Below are 19,969 nucleotides of genomic sequence, written 5' to 3' on the forward strand. Positions count from 1 at the left end.
GGCATCGCTATCGCGAGCAGGCTCACTCCTACAGTTGACCGAAATCCTCCCGGAAGAATGCGGTCTAATGTAGGAGCGAGCCTGCTCGCGAAGGCCTCAGCTCAGGCACCATCAAAACCCGAGGTCACTCCCGCGATTCAACCCCCAACTCATCCCAAACCGACTCCGCCAAATGGAACGTTGCATTCGCCGCCGGGATGCCGCAGTAGATTGCGCTCTGCATGATCACTTCCTTGATCTCGCCACGGGATACGCCATTATTGGCGGCGGCGCGCAGGTGCAATTTCAGTTCTTCATTGCGGTTCATGCCGATCAGCATGGCAAGGGTGATCAGGCTGCGGGTGTGGCGCGGCAGGCCCGGGCGGGTCCAGATATCACCCCAGGCGTGGCGGGTGATCATCTCCTGGAACTCCGAGTTGAACTCGGTCAGGGCGGTCAGGCTGCGGTCGACGTGAGCGTCGCCGAGTACTGCGCGACGGACTTTCATGCCCTCGTCGTAACGTTGTTTTTCGTCCACAACCATCCCCTTACTAAGCTGACAAAAACGCCAACACCCGCGCGCTGAACGCGGCGCCGGCCTGGACGTTGGACAAGTGCGCGGCGTAGAACTCGGCGTATTCGGCGCCCGCCACGTGCTCTTGAATGAAGTGCCCACCGGACGGCGGCGTCACGGCGTCTTCGGTGCCGGCGATCACCAGCAGCGGCGCCTTGATCGACGACAACTGATCACGGAAATCGGCATCCCGCACGGCTGCGCAATTGGCGGCGTACCCCTCAGGCGACGTGGCGGCCAGCATGTCGGTGATTCGCTTCGCGGCAGACGGATTGGCGGCAGCAAAGTCCGGAGTAAACCAGCGCGCAATCGAGGCATCGCGTAGCGCGACCATCGCGGCCGGACCGTCACGCAGCACGGTTTCAATGCGCGGGTTCCAGATCGACGGATCGCCGATTTTCGCCGCGGTGTTGCACACCACCAGTTTGTTCAGTCGATCAGCGGCGTTGATCCCCAGCCATTGGCCGATCAAGCCGCCCATGGACAACCCGCAGAAATGCGCACGCTCAATATGCAAGGCATCCAGCAGCGCCAGCACGTCATGGCCCAGTTGCTCGATGCTGTACGGGCCGGGGGTCACCAGAGACAGGCCGTGGCCACGGGTGTCGAAACGCAACACCCGGAAGTGTTCGGTGAACGCTGCAATCTGTGCGTCCCACATGTGCAGATCGGTGCCCAGCGAGTTGGACAGCACCAGGACCGGTGCATCTTCAGGCCCCTCTATTTGGTAGTGCAGTTCGCCCTCGGCGAGTTGTACAAAAGCCACAGCAATCTCCTTCAGGCAGTCAACGCAGAATGTTCAGCCACCGCCCGCTCGACCCAGGTATGGGCCTGGCCGAGGTAATGGGCGGGGTCCAGCAAATGATCGAGTTCAGCCGCCGAAAGCTCGGCGGTCACTTGCGGCTCGTCACCCAGGACGGCGCGCAGATGCCGCTGTTCAGCCACCGCACGTTTGCAGCAGAGTTCCAGCAAATGATGCGCGGTGTCGCGGCCGACCCGCTGGGCAAGGACGATGCTCACCGCTTCGGCCAGCACCAGGCCCTGGGTCAAATCGAGGTTGCGCGCCATGCGAGCCGCATCCACTTCCAGCCCCTGCGCCACCAGCAAGGCTTGCTTGAGGCTGCCGGACACCAGGCAGCAAATCTCCGGCAGGGTTTCCCATTCGGCATGCCACAGACCGAGGCTGCGCTCGTGTTCCTGGGGCATGGCGCTGAAGAGCGTCGAGAGCAAACCGGGAACCCGAGTCGCCGCACCGATCAGCACCGCAGCACCCACCGGGTTGCGCTTGTGCGGCATGGTCGAGGATCCACCCTTGCCCGGCGCCGAGGGTTCGAATACTTCGCCCGCCTCGGTCTGCATCAACAGACTGATGTCGCGACCGAGTTTGCCGAGGCTGCCGGCGATCAGTCCCAGCACCGAGCCAAACTCCACCAGACGATCACGTTGAGTGTGCCAAGGCTGATCCGGCAAGGTCAGTTGCAACTCGCCGGCCAGCGCTTCGGCAATCGGCATCGCTTGCGCGCCGAGGGCGGCCAGGGTTCCCGAGGCGCCACCAAATTGCAGCACCAGCAAACGTGGCTTGAGTTCTTGCAAGCGCTGACGGCTGCGGGTGACCGCCCCCAGCCACCCGGCGATTTTCATACCGAGGGTGACCGGTGTGGCGTGCTGCAACCAGGTGCGTCCAGCCAGCGGCGTGGCGGCATAACGCTGGGCTTGAGTGGCGAGGGTGTCGCCCAGTTGCGCAAGATCGCTTTCGATCAAGGCCAGTGCCTGGCGCAGTTGCAACACCAGACCGGTGTCCATCACATCCTGGCTGGTGGCGCCCAAATGCACATAGCGCTCGGCTTCAGCATCATTGGCCGCGATCTGCTTGCCCAACGCCTTGACCAACGGAATGGCGGAATTGCCTGCGGTGGCAATCGCCTCGCCGAGGGCGGCGAAGTCGTAATGCCCGGCCTGACACGCGCCTTCAATCGAAGCGACAGCCGTTTGCGGAATCAGCCCGACACGCGCCTCGGCCCGGGCCAGTGCCGCTTCGAAATCGAGCATGGCCTGCACGCGGCCCTGATCGCAGAACACTTCACGCATATCGCGGGCAGTGAAATAGGCATCGAACAATTGATTGCCCGGTCGATCGTTCATAAACAGTCCTTGATGGCGCGGGCCCGTCAGGCCCGCGCGGAAAGATCAGAGGTCGTGGTGCAAATACTTTGCCTGCTTGGGCAGGCGCAAACTGAACAGGAACGCCACCACCATCATCACCGTGACATACCAGTAGAAGGAGTTTTCCATGCCCAGGGCTTTGAGGCTCAGGGCCACGTATTCCGCCGAACCACCGAAGATCGCATTCGCCACCGCGTACGCCAGGCCAACGCCGAGGGCGCGCACTTCCGGCGGGAACATCTCGGCTTTCACCAGGCCACTGATCGAGGTGTAGAAACTCACGATCGCCAGCGCCACGGTAATCAGCACAAAGGCCAGGAACGGACTGCTGATACTTTTCAGGCTCAACAGAATCGGCACGGTGCACAAGGTCCCGAGGGCGCCGAACCAGAGCATCGAATTACGCCGGCCGATCTTGTCGGCGAGCATGCCGAAGAACGGCTGCATGCACATATAAAGGAACAGTGCACCGGTCATGATGTAGCTGGCGGTCTTGGCCTGCATGCCGGCGGTGTTCACCAGATATTTCTGCATGTACGTGGTGAAGGTGTAGAAAATCAGCGAGCCACCGGCGGTGTAACCGAGCACGGTGATGAACGCGGCTTTATGGTCGCGGAACAGTGCTGCGATACTGCCGGCGTCCTTGTTTTCACGCATTTCCTTGCTGCTGGTTTCCTTCAGCGAACGGCGCAGGAACAGTGAAATCAGCGCGGCTGCCGCACCGACCACAAACGGAATCCGCCAGCCGTAGGCACGCAGGTCATCCTCGGTGAGGAACTGTTGCAGGATCACCACCAGCGACACCGCCAGCAATTGCCCGCCAATCAGCGTCACGTACTGGAACGAGGCGAAAAATCCTCGCTGTCCCTTGAGCGCGACTTCGCTCATGTAGGTGGCGGTGGTGCCGTACTCGCCGCCCACCGACAACCCTTGAATCAAACGCGCGAGCAGCAACAGCACCGGCGCCCAGACGCCGATGTCCTTGTAGGTCGGCAGGAAAGCGATCAGCAACGAACCGAAGCACATCATCAGAATCGAGATCATCATCGAGTTCTTGCGCCCGTGCTTGTCCGCTACCCGGCCGAAAATCCAGCCGCCGATGGGGCGCATCAGGAACCCGGCGGCGAACACGCCAGCGGTGTTGACCAACTGCACCGTGGGGTTGTCGGAGGGGAAAAAGGCCGGGGCGAAATAAATCGCGCAAAAGGCGTAGACGTAGAAGTCGAACCATTCCACGAGGTTGCCGGACGAGGCGCCGACAATGGCGAAGATGCGCTTGCTGCGCTCTTCGCCGGTGTAGTGTTCTGTTGAAGCAGCGGTCGTTGTCATTGTTTTTCACTCAATGGGGACAGTGAGAGTCTAGACACACTTCGCAACAGTCCTGTTCCCCAGATAGATCAGGCACACAAATCCCCTTGTGGGAGCGAGCTTGCTCTCGATAGCGGTGTAACTGTCGTCAACGTTGACTGACAGGCCGCCATCGCGAGCAAGCTCGCTCCCACAGGGATTTGCGGTGTACGTTTAATAGTCGAAGAACACCGTCTCGGCTTCAGTCCCTTGCAGGATCACATTCCACTGATACACGCCGGACGCATCCTGCTTCGCCAGCAACGTGCTGCGACGCTCGGCCGGTACACACTCCAGAAGCGGATCCGACACATTCGCCGCGTCACCCTCAAAGTAAATCCGCGTCAGCAAATGCTTCACCAACCCGCGCGCGAACACCAGCACCACCAGGTGCGGCGCCTGGGTCGAGCCTTTCAGGCCTTCGACCGTGCCCGGCTTGATGGTGGTGAAACGAAAGCGCCCTTCTGCATCCACCGGCACCCGGCCAAAGCCTTCGAAGTTCGGGTCCAGCGGTTTGTCCTGGTCGTCTTCCGGATGGTCGTATTTGCCGGCGGCGTTGGCCTGCCAGACTTCCAGCATCGCGTCGTTGACGACATCACCGTTGCCATCGATGACTTGCCCGGTGATCGCCACGCGTTGGCCCAGGGTTTGTTCGACGGTCAGGTCTTCGCGGTTCAGCCAGGTCAGGCCGATGTGGTAATACGGCCCGACGGTGTGGGACGTGGTCGCGTTCAGCGTCATCTTATTTCTCCATCGGCGTGGCGTCGCGGCCGCGCAAGACGATGTCCCAGCGATAACCGAGGGCGTAGGAAGGGACGGTTTTTTCCAGATCGAACGTGGCGATCAAACGCTCTTTGGCGCGGGTGTCCGGCACGCAGTTGTAAATCGGGTCGTAAGCCAGCAACGGGTCACCCGGGAAATACATCTGCGTGACCAGCCGCGTGAGAATGCTCGGCCCGAACAACGAGAAATGGATATGCGCCGGACGCCATGCGTTGTGGTGGTTGCCCCATGGATAGGCGCCGGGCTTGATGGTCTGGAATTGATACCAGCCATCGGCATCGGTCACGGTGCGGCCGGTGCCGGTGAAATTCGGGTCGAGCGGCGCGTCGTGCAGGTCGCGGGCATGGTTGTAGCGACCGGCGGCGTTGGCCTGCCAGATCTCTACCAGAATACCCGGCACCGGCAGACCGTTTTCATCGAGCACACGGCCGTGAATGATGATCCGCTCACCCAACGGCTCGCCCTTGTGCTGAACGGTCAGGTCGTTGTCCTTCTCGTTGACGCGTTCGGCGCCGATGGTCGGGCCGGTGATTTCCGACAGCGAATGGGGCAGAAACACCAACGGTTTGGACGGCGAGCGAAGGTTGGTGGATTGATACGTCGGGTGCAGGTATTCCGGCTGAGTGCCTTCCTGCGGACGACGGTAACCAGGCTTGTCAGTCATTGCGCTTTCCTCTGTTCTTATTTGTCGACGCGACGTGTCAGACGCGTTCGATCGCCAGGGCCAGACCTTGGCCGACACCGACACACATGGTCGCCAGGCCTTTCTTGCCACCGGTTTTTTCCAGCTGATGCAACGCGGTCAGGACCAGGCGCGCACCGCTCATGCCCAGCGGATGGCCCAAAGCAATGGCGCCACCGTTCGGGTTGACCTGGGCCGCGTCGTCGGCAATGCCCAGTTCACGCAGCACCGCCAAGCCTTGGCTGGCGAAGGCCTCGTTGAGTTCGATGACGTCGAAATCGCTGACCGCCACGCCCAGACGCTCGGTCAGTTTGCGCACCGCCGGGACCGGGCCAATGCCCATCACCCGTGGGGCGACACCGGCACTCGCCATGCCCAGCACTTTGGCGCGGGCGGTGAGGCCGTGTTTTTTCACGGCTTCGGCCGAGGCCAGAATCAGCGCTGCTGCACCATCGTTGACGCCCGAAGCGTTGCCTGCGGTGACGGTTTTGTCGGGGCCATTGATCGGTTTGAGTTTGGCCAACATCTCTAGTGTGGTATCGCCACGAGGATGCTCGTCCTGCGTCACGACCGTTTCACCCTTCTTGTGGGCAATCCGCACTTCGACGATTTCTTCAGCGAAAAATCCTGCGGCCTGCGCGGCGGCTGTGCGCTGCTGGCTGCGTAGCGCGAAAGCGTCCTGATCCTCGCGAGACACTTCGTAATCGTCGGCCACGTTGTCGGCGGTCTGCGGCATCGCATCCACACCGTATTGCGCTTTCATCAACGGGTTGATGAAACGCCAGCCGATGGTGGTGTCTTCCAGCTTCATGTTGCGCGAGAACGCCGCGTCGGCCTTGCCCATCACGAACGGTGCGCGGGACATCGACTCGACGCCGCCGGCAATCGCCAGCTCCATTTCACCGCTGGCGATGGCGCGGAACGCCGTGCCGATGGCGTCCATGCCCGATGCGCACAGGCGATTGAGCGTGACGCCGGGAATGCTTTCCGGCAGCCCGGCCAGCAGCAATGCCATGCGGGCGACGTTCCGGTTGTCTTCGCCGGCCTGGTTGGCGCAGCCGAGGAACACCTCGTCCACCGCCGTCCAGTCCACCGACGGGTTGCGTTCCATCAGCGCCTTGATCGGCACAGCGGCCAGATCATCAGCGCGAACGGTCGACAGACCGCCGCCAAAACGGCCGATAGGGGTGCGAATGGCGTCGCAGATATAAACGTCACGCATCAGGCTTCTCCGGGTGCTTGGCCGTGGGCGGCGGCAGTGCGGGCTTCAAGATCCCGCAGCGCCGTCAGTTCGACGTCGGTGGGCTCAGCGGTGTTTTCAACCGTGTCGGCAAAACGAATCGGCCAACCGGTGGCGGCGACCACTTGCTCACGGGTCACGCCGGGGTGCAGCGCGGTGACCACAAATTCATGGGTGCCGGCTTCCGGTTCCATGACGCACAGGTCGGTAATGATGCCGACCGGACCAGCGCCCGGCAGACCGAGACGCTTGCGTGAATCACCGCCCTCGCCATGGCCGACCGAGGTAATGAAGTCCAGTTTATCGACGAAGGAACGCGCCGACTGCTTGAGGATGATCAGCACACTTTTAGCCGAACCGGCGATCTCCGGCGCGCCACCGGCACCCGGCAGGCGAACCTTCGGCGCATGGTAATCGCCGACCACGGTGGTGTTGATGTTGCCGAAACGGTCGACCTGCGCAGCGCCGAGGAAACCGACGTCGATGCGCCCGCCCTGCAACCAATAGCGAAAAATCTCACCGGTCGGGACCACGGTGTCGGCGGTTTCCGCCAGCTCACCGTCACCAATCGACAGCGGCAATACGCTCGGCTTGGCACCGATCGGACCCGATTCGTAGATCAGGACCACATCCGGCGACGACGTCAGGCGCGCCAGGTTGGCCGCTTTCGACGGCAGGCCGATGCCGACGAAGCACACCGAACCGTTCTTCAAACGGCGCGCGGCGGCGACGGTCATCATTTCATTGGTGGTGTAAGTCATTACTTGGCCTCCGAAGCAGCGGCCAGCTTGGCCTGGAACTCGCTGAAGTCAGCGCAGCCGTGGATGTATTCGTTGATCCACGCGGTGAAGGTTTCACGGTCGCGGGCAATCGGGTCCCAGGCCTGGTAGAAGCGGTTGTCGCGCTCGTTGTAACCGTGGGCGTAGGACGGATGTGCGCCGCCAGGGACGAGGCAAACCGCGCTCAAGGCCCAGGTTGGCAGGACGCAGGCGTTCATCGGGGCATTGAGGTCGTCGACGATTTCTTCGACGGTGACGATGCAACGCTTGGCGGCCAGTGCGGCTTCTTTCTGCACACCAAGAATGCCCCACAGCAGCACGTTGCCTTTGCGGTCAGCCTTCTGCGCGTGAATCACGGTGATGTCCGGACGCACCGACGGCACGGCCGCCAACACTTCACCGGTGAATGGGCAGGTCACGGTCTTGATCAGTGGATTGACCTTCGGCAGGTCGGAGCCGGCGTAGGCCCGCAGCACCGCGAACGGTAGGCCGGATGCGCCGGCGACGTAAGCATTGGCCAGGTCGGCGTGGCTGTGCTCTTCGATCTCCAGTGGATGCGGCCACTGCTTTTCGACGGCATCACGCAGACGGTGCAGCGAACCCACACCCGGGTTGCCGCCCCAGGAGAAAATCAATTTGCGAGCACAACCGGCGCCGATCAACTGGTCGTAAATCAAGTCCGGGGTCATGCGCACCAGCGTCAGGTCTTTCTTGCCCTGACGAATGATTTCATGACCCGCCGCCGTAGGGATCAGATGGGTGAAGCCTTCGAGCGCGACCGTATCGCCGTCGTTTACGAATTGCTTCACCGCGTCGTGCAGCGAAAGGATTTCAGCCATGGGGCAGGCTCCCGTTTTGTGATCAACCGACAGTGGAAGAAAAAGGCGCGATGCGCAGCGCCGGAATGACTGAAGGTTAAGCCTGTGCAAAACACCAAACAATCCGATAATCGACTAAGCGTTCGTTTATCGAACAGATTGTTGTCTGCCTATCGAAGATCAAAAGCATCGCGAGCAAGCTCACTCCCACAGGGGGAACGCGGTCACCTGCAGGAGTGAGCCTGCTCGCGAAGAGGCCATCAGAGCCGCTGAAGATTCCAGATCAGGCGATCAAGTCGCATCCGCATGACTGACCATGCCCTTGATCACCACCGCCGTAGTCGCCAACGCTGCCGGAATCACCAGCGCCGTCAGCACTTGCTCAAAATTCCAGCCCAGCCCGAGCAACGTCGCGCCCATCCAAGCCCCGAGAATCGCGCCAAACCGGCCAATCCCGAGCATCCATGACACCCCGGTCGCCCGCCCTTGTGTCGGATAAAACCGCGCCGCCAGGGAAGGCATCGCCGATTGCGCACCGTTGACGCACATGCCCGCCACCAGCACTAACGTCGCCAACAGCGTGATGTTGCCCAGGCTCTGCCCTACCGCGTAGGCAAACACCCCGGCCAGCAGGTAGAAAATGCCGATGACCTTGTGCGGATTGAACCGGTCCATCGCCCAGCCCACGCCCACCGCGCTCAGCACCCCGCCAAACTGGAACAGTGCGCCAATGAACGCGGCCTGCTCCATGCTCGCGCCGCTGTCACGCATCAGTGTCGGCAGCCAACTGGTCAGCAGGTACACGATCACCAGGCCCATGAAATAGGTCAGCCACAGCAGCAAGGTGCCGGTGCTGTAGGTGCCGGAGAAGATCACCGCGAACACGTTGCGCGCCTTCACGGTTTTCTGTTCCGGCACGCTGAAGCTTGAAGCCTGGGCGACGATGGTCGGGTCGATGGGCGCCAGGGTCTTGCGCACTTTGTCGGTGCCACGGTTACGGACCACGAGGTAGCGCGCCGACTCCGGCAGCCACAACAGCAGGACGACCGAGAGGATCAGCGGCAGAATTCCGCCGATCAGCAGCAAACTGTGCCAACCAAACGCCGGGATCAGCTTGGCCGAGATAAACCCGCCGCCGGCCATGCCGAGGTTGAAGCCGCAGAACATGCTGGTCACCAGCAGGGACTTCTTGCGCTCCGGGGTGTATTCCGACAGCAGGGTGGTGGCGTTCGGCATGCCGGCACCAAGACCCAGGCCGGTGAGGAAACGCAGCACCAGCAATTGATCGACATTGGTGCTGTAGGCCGACGCCAGGCTGAACGCGCCAAACAACAACACCGCCCCCACCAGCACGACTTTGCGCCCGAAGCGGTCAGCCAACGGGCCGGAACCCAGCGCGCCGAAGACCATGCCGATCAATGCGGCACTCATCACAGGGCCGAGACTGGCGCGGTCAATCCCCCAATCCTGCGACAACGCAGGCGCGATAAAGCCCATGGCCGCGGTGTCGAGGCCATCGAGGAAGACAATCAGGAAACACAGGATCACCACTCGCCACTGATAGCGCGAAATGGGTTGAGCATTGATGAAGGACTGCACATCGAGGCAGTGACCTACAGCAGACTGGGGCTGGTTCATTATTTTTATTCCACGCAAGAACGCAGTCGGACAGGTGCCAGCCTGAGCTGGCGCTGCCGCGACAGTAATGATCCAAGGGAAAGAGCGTCAATTCGATAAACGCGAGTCTGTGCGTTTATCGAACAGCTTAAATAGAAGAGGCTTAGGCGAAGAGCTGTGCGCTGAGGTCGCGACTGGCGCTGAGCAGTCCGGGCAGGAAGCGTTGTTCCAGTTCGTTGCGACTGACACGGCCAGCGTGGGTGCTGACGTTCAAGGCGGCCACCACCTGACCGGATGCGTCATACACCGGCACAGCAATCGAACGCAGACCCTGTTCCAGCTCCTGATCGACGATGCACCAACCTTGTTGCCGCACCTCTTGCAGGCATTCGAGCAACGCCTCGGGTGTATGCAGGGTGCGGCTGGTCTTGGCTTGCAACTCTGCGTGATCGAGATATTCGCGCAGCGAGGTATCGTCCAGTGCGGCGAGCAGAATCCGGCCCATTGACGTGCAATAGGCCGGAAGGCGACCGCCGACTGAAAGGTCGACCGAAATCAGCCGCTGTGTGGTCGCCGAGCGCGCGATGTATAAAATGTCATCGCCTTCCAGCGTGGCCATGTTGCAGGCTTCGTGCAGTTGCTCGCTCATGCGGTCCAGGTACGGCTGGGCTGATACCGCCAGTGGCGTCGAAGACAAATAAGCATGACCCAGGGTCAACACCTTGGGCAGCAGCGAATAGGTACGACCGTCGGTGGTGGCGTAACCAAGTTTGATCAGGGTGTGCAGGCAACGGCGCACGGCGGCGCGGGGAATTTCCGTGCGGTGACTGATCTGGGCAATGGTCAGGTGGCGCTTGCGCTCTTGAAACGCTTGCACCACCGCCAGGCCACGCGCCAGGGACGTCATGAAATCAGGGTCGCCGGTCAGGGCCTGGATTCGCTTCGCGGGTGAGGCGACGATCGGCGGCGCCACTGAAGTGAAAGAGTTGCGCATTTGATCATTCATGACAGGTCCTTTCCGAGGCGGATCAGCGGCTATTACACGCGGCCCCTGCTTCTGCACACAAGTCCGGGACCGCCAAGATTGGGCGATTATCGGACGGCAGGCCGATAATCGCAATCAATGCCACGCAAGGCCTGATGCGACTCACGCCATTAACTGCCCGTTTTTATTTTTTGTCTGGTCGACTTCTTAAAGGTCGATGTAAGCGGTTTAAGTTGTTCGCCTTAATGGCGCCAGAAAGACATCGCTGCACAATGACATCATCGGCCTCCTAGTTGCCGTTAACACTTGTCAGTAACAAAACAATCACACATGACGAACTACTTTTAACGCCTCGGTGATAGTGTTCTTCGAATCGACCGCTATAATGCAATCCAGTGGCGAAGCGGTTTTTTATCCACCGACTCTGTCACCCGGCAGCGCGATGTCCCATTGTCGTTGCCCGCAGCAAGCGCCTGACGCTCATTTCATATGCTCCGCCAATGCGCTCGCTGAAACAGGAACCTGATGCTACGTCAGCTGTTTTTCTCTGGTGTCGTGGCCGCCTGCAACATGGAAGTATTGTTCACATGCCGTCAAAAGGTTGCCTTCCCGGGCATTACCCTTTTATGAGCGTGGTCAATCGACTCGATGCAGCGCGTTTCACCGGAAATTATCCCAACTCATACAGGTAGCACTGTGACGAAAGACGAACTGCGCGCGGAACTTGAGCGCCAGGAACAACGTTACAAGGAAGTTTACGGCGGGGAAGTCACCACCTACGCCGCCCAGCCCGAACCGGAACGTAAACCCTGGCGTAAACGCGCCACCGTTCAGGACCAGGCGTTCACCCAAGAACTGCAGAAGATGGAAAAGGAACTCAAAGCCGAAGAGCCTTGACCGACTCGGCCCGAATTCTTTCAGGGGTCTGCGTCTGCTCCCGCTAAAAGCGGGTGGCATCGATCAAGCCTTTCGTGCCCGCTACAAGCGGGCAGCGGCCTCCTCACCCCTCGGATGAGGCAAATGGCTCGTTTCTGACCCTCTTCTCAGATATTTCACACAAGCGTTCAAGCCTCTCGACTCCACGAGCGAAACCCTTGTTCCTGTTGATTTCTCCTTTTAATTCAATAGCTTGTAAAACCCGGTAAAACGCTGGGAGATTGGCGTCCCTCGCCAATTATTTCGTTGAAGAATGTTACCGATGAGCAGCAAGTGCATTGATTAGCAGTCTTTTCTGGCATAATCGCGCCCCCTTACGACCGGGTCAGAAAACCTTCATGATCGATTTATTCAGCGGACTGGATGCTTGGGTGCTTGTGAGCCTCTTGCTCGCCCTGGCCTTTGTCCTCGCCTTCGAGTTCATCAACGGCTTTCATGACACCGCAAACGCGGTGGCCACTGTTATCTACACCAAAGCCATGCCGCCCCATCTGGCGGTGTTCTTTTCCGGGGTGTTCAACTTCCTCGGCGTGCTGCTGGGCGGTGTTGGCGTGGCGTATGCCATCGTCCACCTGCTGCCGGTAGAACTGCTGATCAATGTGAACACCGGTCACGGACTGGCCATGGTGTTCTCGCTGCTTGCTGCCGCCATCACCTGGAACCTGGGCACCTGGTACTTCGGTATCCCGGCCTCCAGCTCCCACACCCTGATCGGTTCGATCCTCGGTGTCGGCCTGGCCAACGCGTTGATCAACGATATTCCGTTGGCCGATGGCGTGAACTGGCAGAAGGCGATCGACATCGGTGCCTCCCTGGTGTTCTCGCCAATGGCCGGCTTCCTCGTCGCGGCACTGGTGTTGATCGGCCTTAAATGGTGGCGTCCACTGTCGAAGATGCACAAGACACCGGACCAGCGCCGCAAGCTCGATGACAAGAAGCACCCACCGTTCTGGAACCGTCTGGTCCTGGTGATCTCGGCCATGGCCGTGAGCTTCGTGCACGGCTCCAACGATGGTCAGAAAGGTATCGGCCTGATCATGCTCGTGCTGATCGGTATCGTGCCGGCGCAGTTCGTACTCGACCTGGGCAGCACGACGTACCAGATCGAACGGACCCGCGATGCGACCCTGCACCTGAGCCAGTTCTATAAGCGCAATGCCGACACCCTGGGTGAATACCTGGCGCTGGGCAAAAGCATAGAAGGTGATCTGCCGGAGAAATTCCGTTGCAACCCGCAACAGACCGAACCGACCATTACCGCCCTGCTCGGCACCCTTAAAGGCGTGTCGGACTACCACTCGTTGTCGTCGGACAGCCGCATCGAAGTGCGACGCTACCTGCTCTGCCTGGATGACACGGCGAAGAAAGTCGGCAAGTTGCCTGGCCTCAATGCCCGTGAAAAGGCTGACCTGGACAAACTGCGCAAAGACCTGACCACCACCACTGAATACGCGCCGTTCTGGGTGATTCTGGCGGTGGCCCTGGCTCTGGGCCTGGGCACCATGGTGGGCTGGAAACGCGTGGTACTGACCATCGGCGAGAAGATCGGCAAGCAAGGCATGACCTACGCCCAAGGCATGTCGGCGCAGATCACCACCGCGTGCATGATCGGCCTGGCGAACATCTTCAGCCTGCCGGTCTCCACCACCCACGTGCTGTCCTCGGGCGTGGCCGGCACCATGGTCGCGAACAAAAGCGGCCTGCAAGGCGGCACGGTGAAAACCATCCTGCTGGCCTGGGTCCTGACCCTGCCTGCGACGGTGGGCCTGTCGGCCGGCCTGTTCTGGCTGGCGTCGAAGGCACTGGGTAGCTGATACATCGCCGAGCAATGAAAAAGCCCGACCATTGAGTCGGGCTTTTTGTGGGCGCAATTTCTAATTCAGGGGGAGATCACTCCTACAAGGGTTTTGTATTGCCAGGTCTAAATTGCAGGCAAAAAAAAGGGCAACCGAAGTTGCCCAAAATGCCTTGCGTGCTCATTACATCCGGAAAGAACTACGGCTTACGCTTGTGCGAATCCTTCCAGATAAAAAATCCAAACCCTGCGAAAAACATGACCATGAGGCTGACAGTCAGCACTCCGGCGATCACCACGTTGTCGAAAAACATGACTGGCCTCCTGGGCTTGCCCTGTTGCGATAGGGCTAAGTTAACCAAACAGGCAGAAGAAAAAATTGACCTGGATCAATGTCGCCCGAGACCGGGCGTAAAGGCGGGGTAATAACTGACCTGCATCAACAGATGCAGGGGGTTTCAACGCTTTTTCGGTTTGTTCTTCGGTTTTTTCTTGGCTTTGCCCAAAGGCATTGCCTGCTCAAACGCCTGTCGAACTTCATTCAGACGTTTTTCATTAAGGTCGTGAACCCGCTTGGCGCGTTCAGAGTTGAGATCAATCAGCTTATCGTCTTGGCTCATGGTGCTCAGTGCATCGTTTGACGGGTATATCGCAATAATGCGGTCTGACCCGCCACAACTCAAATCTGAATATCGACCCACAAGCCCTGACGCGGCTGATCCTCCATCAACGGGGCCACCGGCACGGTGTTGTCGGCATTCAGTTCGTCACCGGGAATGGCCAGGTGCTCCTCGGGGTCTTCATCGGCCTCGCGGCGGCGACGCTCGCGCTCCAGCTTGCGGCGTTGTTCCTCGCGCAGTTGAAAAGCCGCTTCCTCGGGATCGCGCTGCTGCAGGTCGATCGTGCTTTCGTTCGAGCTTTCCTGCACCGGCACCACTGGCGGAATATCCGGGCGCTGACGGATCGGGTCGTGCTGTGAGGTGATTGGCACGGCACTCAAGGGGAGCATCGGTAGCAGCATAATTTTTAGTCTCCTGTCAGCAGGCTGTCGGCTGCGGGGATGGCGACTTGAGCCATCGGTCGCAAACTGTGACCCGTTTGGCACTCATCAGTGCCCTGACCGGCAAGCACGACTTCATTGGGCTAACGTAAGACTGCGAGTTTTTATGAGAGTCCTTTGGCCCTGAGGGCCTCCTTCCGTTAAGATAGCCCGCTTTTTCAAGGTGGGAGTCAGGCAGCATGGCGCAGCAGTATCAACCGGGGCAACGCTGGATCAGTGACAGCGAAGCCGAGCTGGGTTTAGGCACCGTTCTGGCACAGGACGGCCGCTTGTTGACCGTGCTCTACCCGGCCACTGGCGAGACTCGCCAGTACGCGCTACGGAATGCGCCCCTCACCCGCGTGCGGTTTTCGCCCGGTGACTCGATCACTCACTTCGAAGGCTGGAAGCTGACGGTCCAGGAAGTCGACGACGTCGATGGCCTGCTGGTCTACCACGGTCTCAACGCGCAGAACGAAAGCGTCACGCTGCCAGAAACCCAGCTGTCGAACTTCATTCAGTTCCGTCTGGCCAGCGACCGTCTGTTCGCCGGGCAGATCGACCCGCTGGCCTGGTTTTCCCTGCGTTACAACACCCTGGAACATACCAGCCGCCAATTGCAGTCCGCGCTGTGGGGCCTCGGTGGCGTGCGCGCACAACCGATCGCGCACCAGTTGCACATCGCCCGCGAAGTCGCCGACCGCATTGCGCCGCGCGTTCTGCTGGCGGACGAAGTAGGCCTGGGTAAAACCATCGAAGCCGGTCTGGTAATCCATCGCCAACTGCTCTCGGGCCGCGCCAACCGTGTGCTGATCCTGGTTCCCGAGAACCTGCAGCACCAGTGGCTGGTCGAGATGCGCCGCCGCTTCAACCTGCAAGTCGCATTGTTCGACGAAGAACGCTTCATCGAAAGCGATGCCACCAACCCCTTCGAAGACACCCAGCTCGCACTGGTTGCACTGGAGTGGCTGGTCGAAGACGAAAAGGCCCAGGACGCGCTGTTTGCCGCCGGTTGGGACCTGATGGTCGTCGACGAAGCCCACCACCTGGTGTGGCATGAAGACAAGGCCAGCGCGGAATACACCTTGGTCGAACAACTCGCCGAGACCATTCCCGGCGTGCTGCTGCTGACCGCGACCCCGGAACAACTGGGCCAGGACAGCCACTTCGCCCGTCTGCGCCTGCTCGACCCGAACCGTTTCCATGACCTGGCCGCCTTCCGCGCCGAGAGCGAAAACTATCGCCCGGTGGCCGAAGCCGTTCAGGAGCTGCTGGACAAAGGGCGCCTGTCGCCTGAAGCGCACAAGACCATTCACGGTTTCCTCGGCAACGAAGGCGAAGCCCTGCTGACCGCCGTGAACGATGGCGACACCGAAGCCAGCGCGCGCCTCGTGCGTGAACTGCTGGATCGCCATGGCACCGGCCGCGTGCTGTTCCGAAACACCCGCGCCGCCGTGCAGGGTTTCCCGGAGCGTAAACTGCACCCGTACCCGCTGCCGTGCCCGGATGAATACCTCGAACTGCCGCTGGGCGATCACGCCGAGCTGTACCCGGAAGTCAGCTTCCAGGCCCAGCCAGACGCCAACGAAGAAGAACGCTGGTGGAAATTCGACCCGCGCGTCGAGTGGCTGATCGACACCCTGAAGATGCTCAAGCGCACCAAAGTGCTGGTGATCTGCGCCCACGCCGAAACCGCCATGGACCTGGAAGACGCCCTGCGCGTGCGTTCCGGCATCCCGGCCACGGTGTTCCACGAAGGCATGAACATTCTCGAGCGTGACCGCGCCGCCGCCTACTTCGCCGACGAAGAGTTCGGTGCACAAGTGCTGATTTGCTCGGAAATCGGCAGTGAAGGTCGCAACTTCCAGTTCTCGCACCACCTGGTGCTGTTCGATCTGCCGGCACACCCGGACCTGCTGGAGCAGCGTATCGGGCGTCTGGACCGGATCGGCCAGAAGCACATCATCGAGCTGCACGTGCCGTACCTGGAAACCAGCCCGCAAGAGCGTCTGTTCCAGTGGTACCACGAAGCGCTGAACGCATTCCTCAATACGTGCCCGACCGGCAACGCCTTGCAGCATCAGTTCGGCCCGCGCCTACTGCCGCTGCTGGAAGAGGCCGACGACGGCGAGTGGCAAGCGCTGATCGACGAAGCCCGCACCGAGCGTGAGCGTCTGGAAGCCGACTTGCACACCGGCCGTGACCGCTTGCTGGAGCTCAACTCCGGCGGCGCGGGCGAAGGCGATGCGCTGGTCGAAGACATTCTTGAGCAGGACGATCAGTTCACCCTGCCGATCTACATGGAAACCCTGTTCGACGCCTTCGGCATCGACAGCGAAGACCATTCGGAAAACGCCCTGATCCTCAAGCCGAGCGAAAAAATGCTCGACGCCAGCTTCCCGCTGGGCGACGACGAAGGCGTGACCATCACTTACGACCGCAACCAGGCGCTGTCTCGCGAAGACATGCAGTTCATCACCTGGGAACACCCGATGGTGCAGGGCGGCATGGACCTGGTCCTGTCCGGCTCGATGGGCAATACCGCCGTCGCGCTGATCAAGAACAAGGCGCTCAAGCCTGGCACCGTGTTGCTGGAACTGCTCTACGTCAGCGAAGTGGTTGCCCCGCGCTCGCTGCAACTGGGCCGTTACCTGCCGCCGGCCGCGCTGCGCTGCCTGCTCGATGCCAACGGCAACGACCTGTCGGCCCGTGTGTCGTTCGAGACCTTGAACGATCAGCTGGAAAGCGTACCGCGTGCCAGCGCCAACAAATTCATCCAGGCCCAGCGCGATCAGCTGACGCCACGGATCAATGCTGGCGAAGAGAAGATTCTGCCGCGTCACGCCGAGCGTGTGGCCGAGGCGCAGCGTCGCCTGGCGGCGGATACCGATGAAGAACTGGCGCGCCTGACCGCGTTGCAAGCCGTGAACCCGACCGTGCGCGACAGCGAACTGATTGCCCTGCGCAAACAGCGCGAGCAAGGGTTGGCCATGCTTGAAAAGGCTGCGTTGCGACTGGAAGCGATTCGGGTGTTGGTGGCGGGTTAAGTCCCCTGCTCTACCCGGCTAAATAAAAAGGCCCGCAGTGATGCGGGCCTTTTTTTGTCTGCTGATCGTTCCCACGCTCGCGTGGGAACGATCATTTATGCAGTCGCCACAGAAACCCCAGGCTCAACCACCGCCACCAACCCTGCCTTCATCCGTTTCGCATCCCGCACAAAACACCGCGAAGCCATAAACAAAAAGACCATGGTGAAGAACAACGCCACCGGAATCAGGTACATCGCGTCATGCAAACCGACGGCCTTGAACGCCTCGGTCATCTGCTCGGCACCGGCCGCCAGCATCGCCGTGTGCGCAAAGTGATCGGACAAACCGCCCACTACCACCGGCCCCAATCCACCGCCCAGCAAATACAACCCGGCAAAGAACAGTGCCATCGCCGTGGCCCGCAATCGCGGCTCGACCACGTCCTGAATCGCGGTGTAGACGCAGGTGTAGAAGTTGTAGGCAAACAACCAGCCCACACTGAAGACCGCGACAAACACGCCGATCTCGATGCGCCCGGCGTGCAGTGCCCACCCCGTACACACGGTCGAAATAATCAAACTGAACGCGGCAAACAACAGCCGCCCGTTGGCCACTCGCTGGTGAATCTTGTCAGCGACCCAGCCGCCGAGCGTCAGGCCGAACAAACCGGTCACGCCGACGATCACCCCCGTGGCCACCGCGGCTTCCTGCAGCGGCATCAGGAAATAGCGCTGCAGCATCGGCACCAGGAATGAATTGCAGGCGTAGGTCGCGAAGTTGAAGCACAGTCCCGCCATCACCAGCCACAGGAACGTCGGCACCGCCAGCACCCGGCGGATCGGCCGGTCGACGCGCTCCTGCGACACCTGCACGGTTTCTGCTGCGCCGCGCTTTGGCTCTTTAATGAAGAACATGAAGATCGCCAGGATCAGCCCCGGCACGGCCGCGATAAAGAACGGCGCGCGCCAGCTGTCGAACGCCTTGACCATCGCGCCGATGGTAAAGAACGCCAGCAACAACCCCAGCGGCAGACCCAGCATGAAAATGCCCATCGCCCGCGCCCGGCGGTGCGCCGGGAACAGGTCGCCGATCAACGAGTTGGCAGCCGGTGCGTAACTGGCTTCACCGATGCCGATGCCCATGCGCACGATCAGGAAACTCCAGAAGCTGCCCACCAGTCCGTTGACCGCGGTCAGCCCGCTCCAGACCGCCAGGCCCCAACCCATCAGCTTGCGGCGTGACCCGGTATCGGCCATCCGCCCCAACGGCAGGCCGGCAATCGCGTAAACCAGGGTGAAAGCGGTGCCGACGATCCCCAACTGAAAGTCGCTGAGGTGCCACTCCATGCGGATCGGTTCGATGATGATGGCGGGAATGGTGCGATCGAAGAAGTTGAACAGGTTGGCCAGGAACAACAGGAACAGAATGCGCCAGGCATTCGCCGCTTGGGTCGAGTTCTGCATGGGTCCGTCTCTTTTATTGTTATTGGGGCCTCACTGTCCCCGGAACCGCCAATCTAGACAGGCCCACCCACGCTGTCTGTCATTATTGACAAGGCTGATATCAGGCCATGGATTCACGCAGGCGCGCTGACCGCCAGGCCCAGGATTCACGGGGATCCGGCCGCTATTTTCACGGTACCGTCCGTCGCTGAAAAATACCTTTCATACCCCCTTCCAAAGCCCGTTGCGAAGTCTAGAATAGCGCCCCTGTCCGCTCCCCTGCGTACCCCCTCCTGCGTAGATCATCGACCATGTCCGAAGTCAGTCCGTGTCTGAATTGCGGTGCCTGCTGTTCCCATTTCCGTGTGTCTTTTTTCTGGGGCGAATGCGCCTCGTCCGGGGGAACGGTGCCGGATGAGCTGGTCGCGTCGATCAGTCCCAGTCGCGTGGCGATGCTCGGCACCGACTGCAAACCCACCCGCTGCATCAGCCTGGAGGGGACCGTCGGCAGCGAGGTCAAATGCTCGATTTACAACGAGCGTTCCAGCACCTGCCGGGAATTTGAGGCGTCTTGGGAAAATGGCGAAGCGAACGTGGATTGCGACGCGGCCCGGGCAGCATTCGGCCTTCCAGCCCTGCAACCGGCGTACGAAATCCCCTTTGAACAAAGCGCCTGAGGCTTAGCACCAAACGCGATTACCATGATGCCAAAATCATATGGAACCATTTTGACATCATCCCTTGCACTCCAGACACGGCCT

19 protein-coding genes are annotated in these 19,969 nt (G+C 60.6%); 4 read left to right on the forward strand and 15 right to left on the reverse strand.

Annotated features, from left to right (window positions below; genetic code table 11):
- Window positions 1–124: 124 nt before the first annotated feature.
- The 11 genes from pcaC to pcaR all read right to left on the reverse strand — a co-directional run bounded on the left by pcaC (window position 125) and on the right by pcaR (window position 10,988).
- Window positions 125–517 carry a 4-carboxymuconolactone decarboxylase gene (gene pcaC, locus AB4N43_RS10225; RefSeq protein ID WP_027925607.1) on the reverse strand — a complete coding sequence of 131 codons (393 nt, stop codon included), beginning with the start codon at window positions 515–517 and terminating at the stop codon, window positions 125–127.
- 13 nt (window positions 518–530) lie between these two features.
- Window positions 531–1,319, reverse strand: coding sequence for a 3-oxoadipate enol-lactonase (gene pcaD, locus AB4N43_RS10230; RefSeq protein WP_059181503.1), 789 nt, complete (start codon window positions 1,317–1,319; stop codon window positions 531–533).
- A gap of 11 nt (window positions 1,320–1,330) precedes the next feature.
- On the reverse strand, window positions 1,331–2,695 hold the full coding sequence (locus tag AB4N43_RS10235; protein WP_059181504.1) for a 3-carboxy-cis,cis-muconate cycloisomerase: 1,365 nt from the start codon (window positions 2,693–2,695) through the stop codon (window positions 1,331–1,333).
- A 45-nt stretch (window positions 2,696–2,740) separates the two neighbouring features.
- Window positions 2,741–4,045 (reverse strand): MFS family transporter, encoded by a 1,305-nt coding sequence (locus AB4N43_RS10240; RefSeq protein WP_059181505.1) that lies wholly within the window; start codon window positions 4,043–4,045, stop codon window positions 2,741–2,743.
- Window positions 4,046–4,237: 192 nt separating this feature from the next.
- Window positions 4,238–4,804, reverse strand: a complete 567-nt coding sequence (pcaG, locus tag AB4N43_RS10245; protein ID WP_027925611.1) for a protocatechuate 3,4-dioxygenase subunit alpha — start codon at window positions 4,802–4,804, stop codon at window positions 4,238–4,240.
- Window position 4,805: 1 nt separating this feature from the next.
- The gene (gene pcaH, locus AB4N43_RS10250; RefSeq protein WP_027925612.1) at window positions 4,806–5,510 is read right to left on the reverse strand and encodes a protocatechuate 3,4-dioxygenase subunit beta; all 705 of its coding nucleotides are present in this window, start codon (window positions 5,508–5,510) and stop codon (window positions 4,806–4,808) included.
- A 37-nt stretch (window positions 5,511–5,547) separates the two neighbouring features.
- Window positions 5,548–6,753 (reverse strand): 3-oxoadipyl-CoA thiolase, encoded by a 1,206-nt coding sequence (gene pcaF, locus AB4N43_RS10255; RefSeq protein ID WP_172825950.1) that lies wholly within the window; start codon window positions 6,751–6,753, stop codon window positions 5,548–5,550.
- A complete protein-coding gene (locus tag AB4N43_RS10260; protein WP_027925614.1) occupies window positions 6,750–7,529 on the reverse strand; it encodes a CoA-transferase subunit beta in 780 nt (259 codons plus the stop codon). The genes pcaF and AB4N43_RS10260 overlap by 4 nt, the downstream gene beginning before the upstream one ends.
- Complete coding sequence (locus tag AB4N43_RS10265) at window positions 7,529–8,386, reverse strand: CoA transferase subunit A (RefSeq protein ID WP_059181506.1); 858 nt, start codon at window positions 8,384–8,386, stop codon at window positions 7,529–7,531. The genes AB4N43_RS10260 and AB4N43_RS10265 overlap by 1 nt, the downstream gene beginning before the upstream one ends.
- Window positions 8,387–8,656: 270 nt before the next feature.
- The gene (locus AB4N43_RS10270) at window positions 8,657–10,003 is read right to left on the reverse strand and encodes a 4-hydroxybenzoate transporter PcaK (RefSeq protein WP_027925616.1); all 1,347 of its coding nucleotides are present in this window, start codon (window positions 10,001–10,003) and stop codon (window positions 8,657–8,659) included.
- 142 nt (window positions 10,004–10,145) lie between these two features.
- A complete protein-coding gene (pcaR, locus tag AB4N43_RS10275) occupies window positions 10,146–10,988 on the reverse strand; it encodes a pca regulon transcriptional regulator PcaR (RefSeq protein WP_027925617.1) in 843 nt (280 codons plus the stop codon).
- A gap of 675 nt (window positions 10,989–11,663) precedes the next feature.
- On the opposite strand from pcaR, the gene AB4N43_RS10280 reads away from it, so the two are divergent.
- Complete coding sequence (locus AB4N43_RS10280; RefSeq protein ID WP_007935837.1) at window positions 11,664–11,864, forward strand: hypothetical protein; 201 nt, start codon at window positions 11,664–11,666, stop codon at window positions 11,862–11,864.
- Window positions 11,865–12,241: 377 nt separating this feature from the next.
- Window positions 12,242–13,717, forward strand: a complete 1,476-nt coding sequence (locus tag AB4N43_RS10285) for an inorganic phosphate transporter (protein WP_027925618.1) — start codon at window positions 12,242–12,244, stop codon at window positions 13,715–13,717.
- A 181-nt stretch (window positions 13,718–13,898) separates the two neighbouring features.
- On the opposite strand, the gene ccoM is transcribed toward AB4N43_RS10285, so the two are convergent.
- The 3 genes from ccoM to AB4N43_RS10300 all read right to left on the reverse strand — a co-directional run bounded on the left by ccoM (window position 13,899) and on the right by AB4N43_RS10300 (window position 14,719).
- The gene (ccoM, locus tag AB4N43_RS10290; RefSeq protein WP_027925619.1) at window positions 13,899–14,012 is read right to left on the reverse strand and encodes a cytochrome c oxidase subunit CcoM; all 114 of its coding nucleotides are present in this window, start codon (window positions 14,010–14,012) and stop codon (window positions 13,899–13,901) included.
- Between the two features lie 144 nt (window positions 14,013–14,156).
- Window positions 14,157–14,318, reverse strand: a complete 162-nt coding sequence (locus AB4N43_RS10295) for a hypothetical protein (protein WP_007935839.1) — start codon at window positions 14,316–14,318, stop codon at window positions 14,157–14,159.
- A 59-nt stretch (window positions 14,319–14,377) separates the two neighbouring features.
- A complete protein-coding gene (locus AB4N43_RS10300; RefSeq protein WP_027925620.1) occupies window positions 14,378–14,719 on the reverse strand; it encodes a hypothetical protein in 342 nt (113 codons plus the stop codon).
- Between the two features lie 218 nt (window positions 14,720–14,937).
- Here AB4N43_RS10300 and rapA point away from each other — a divergent pair, with 218 nt between their 5' ends.
- Window positions 14,938–17,784, forward strand: a complete 2,847-nt coding sequence (rapA, locus tag AB4N43_RS10305; protein ID WP_027925621.1) for an RNA polymerase-associated protein RapA — start codon at window positions 14,938–14,940, stop codon at window positions 17,782–17,784.
- 95 nt (window positions 17,785–17,879) lie between these two features.
- Here the strand turns inward: rapA and AB4N43_RS10310 are convergent, their stop codons facing one another.
- On the reverse strand, window positions 17,880–19,229 hold the full coding sequence (locus AB4N43_RS10310) for a spinster family MFS transporter (RefSeq protein ID WP_460153963.1): 1,350 nt from the start codon (window positions 19,227–19,229) through the stop codon (window positions 17,880–17,882).
- A 290-nt stretch (window positions 19,230–19,519) separates the two neighbouring features.
- Between AB4N43_RS10310 and AB4N43_RS10315 the strand changes: the two genes are divergently transcribed.
- On the forward strand, window positions 19,520–19,885 hold the full coding sequence (locus tag AB4N43_RS10315; protein ID WP_027925623.1) for a YkgJ family cysteine cluster protein: 366 nt from the start codon (window positions 19,520–19,522) through the stop codon (window positions 19,883–19,885).
- Window positions 19,886–19,969 lie beyond the last annotated feature (84 nt).

It is taken from the genome of Pseudomonas sp. S2_B07, from assembly GCF_054668435.1.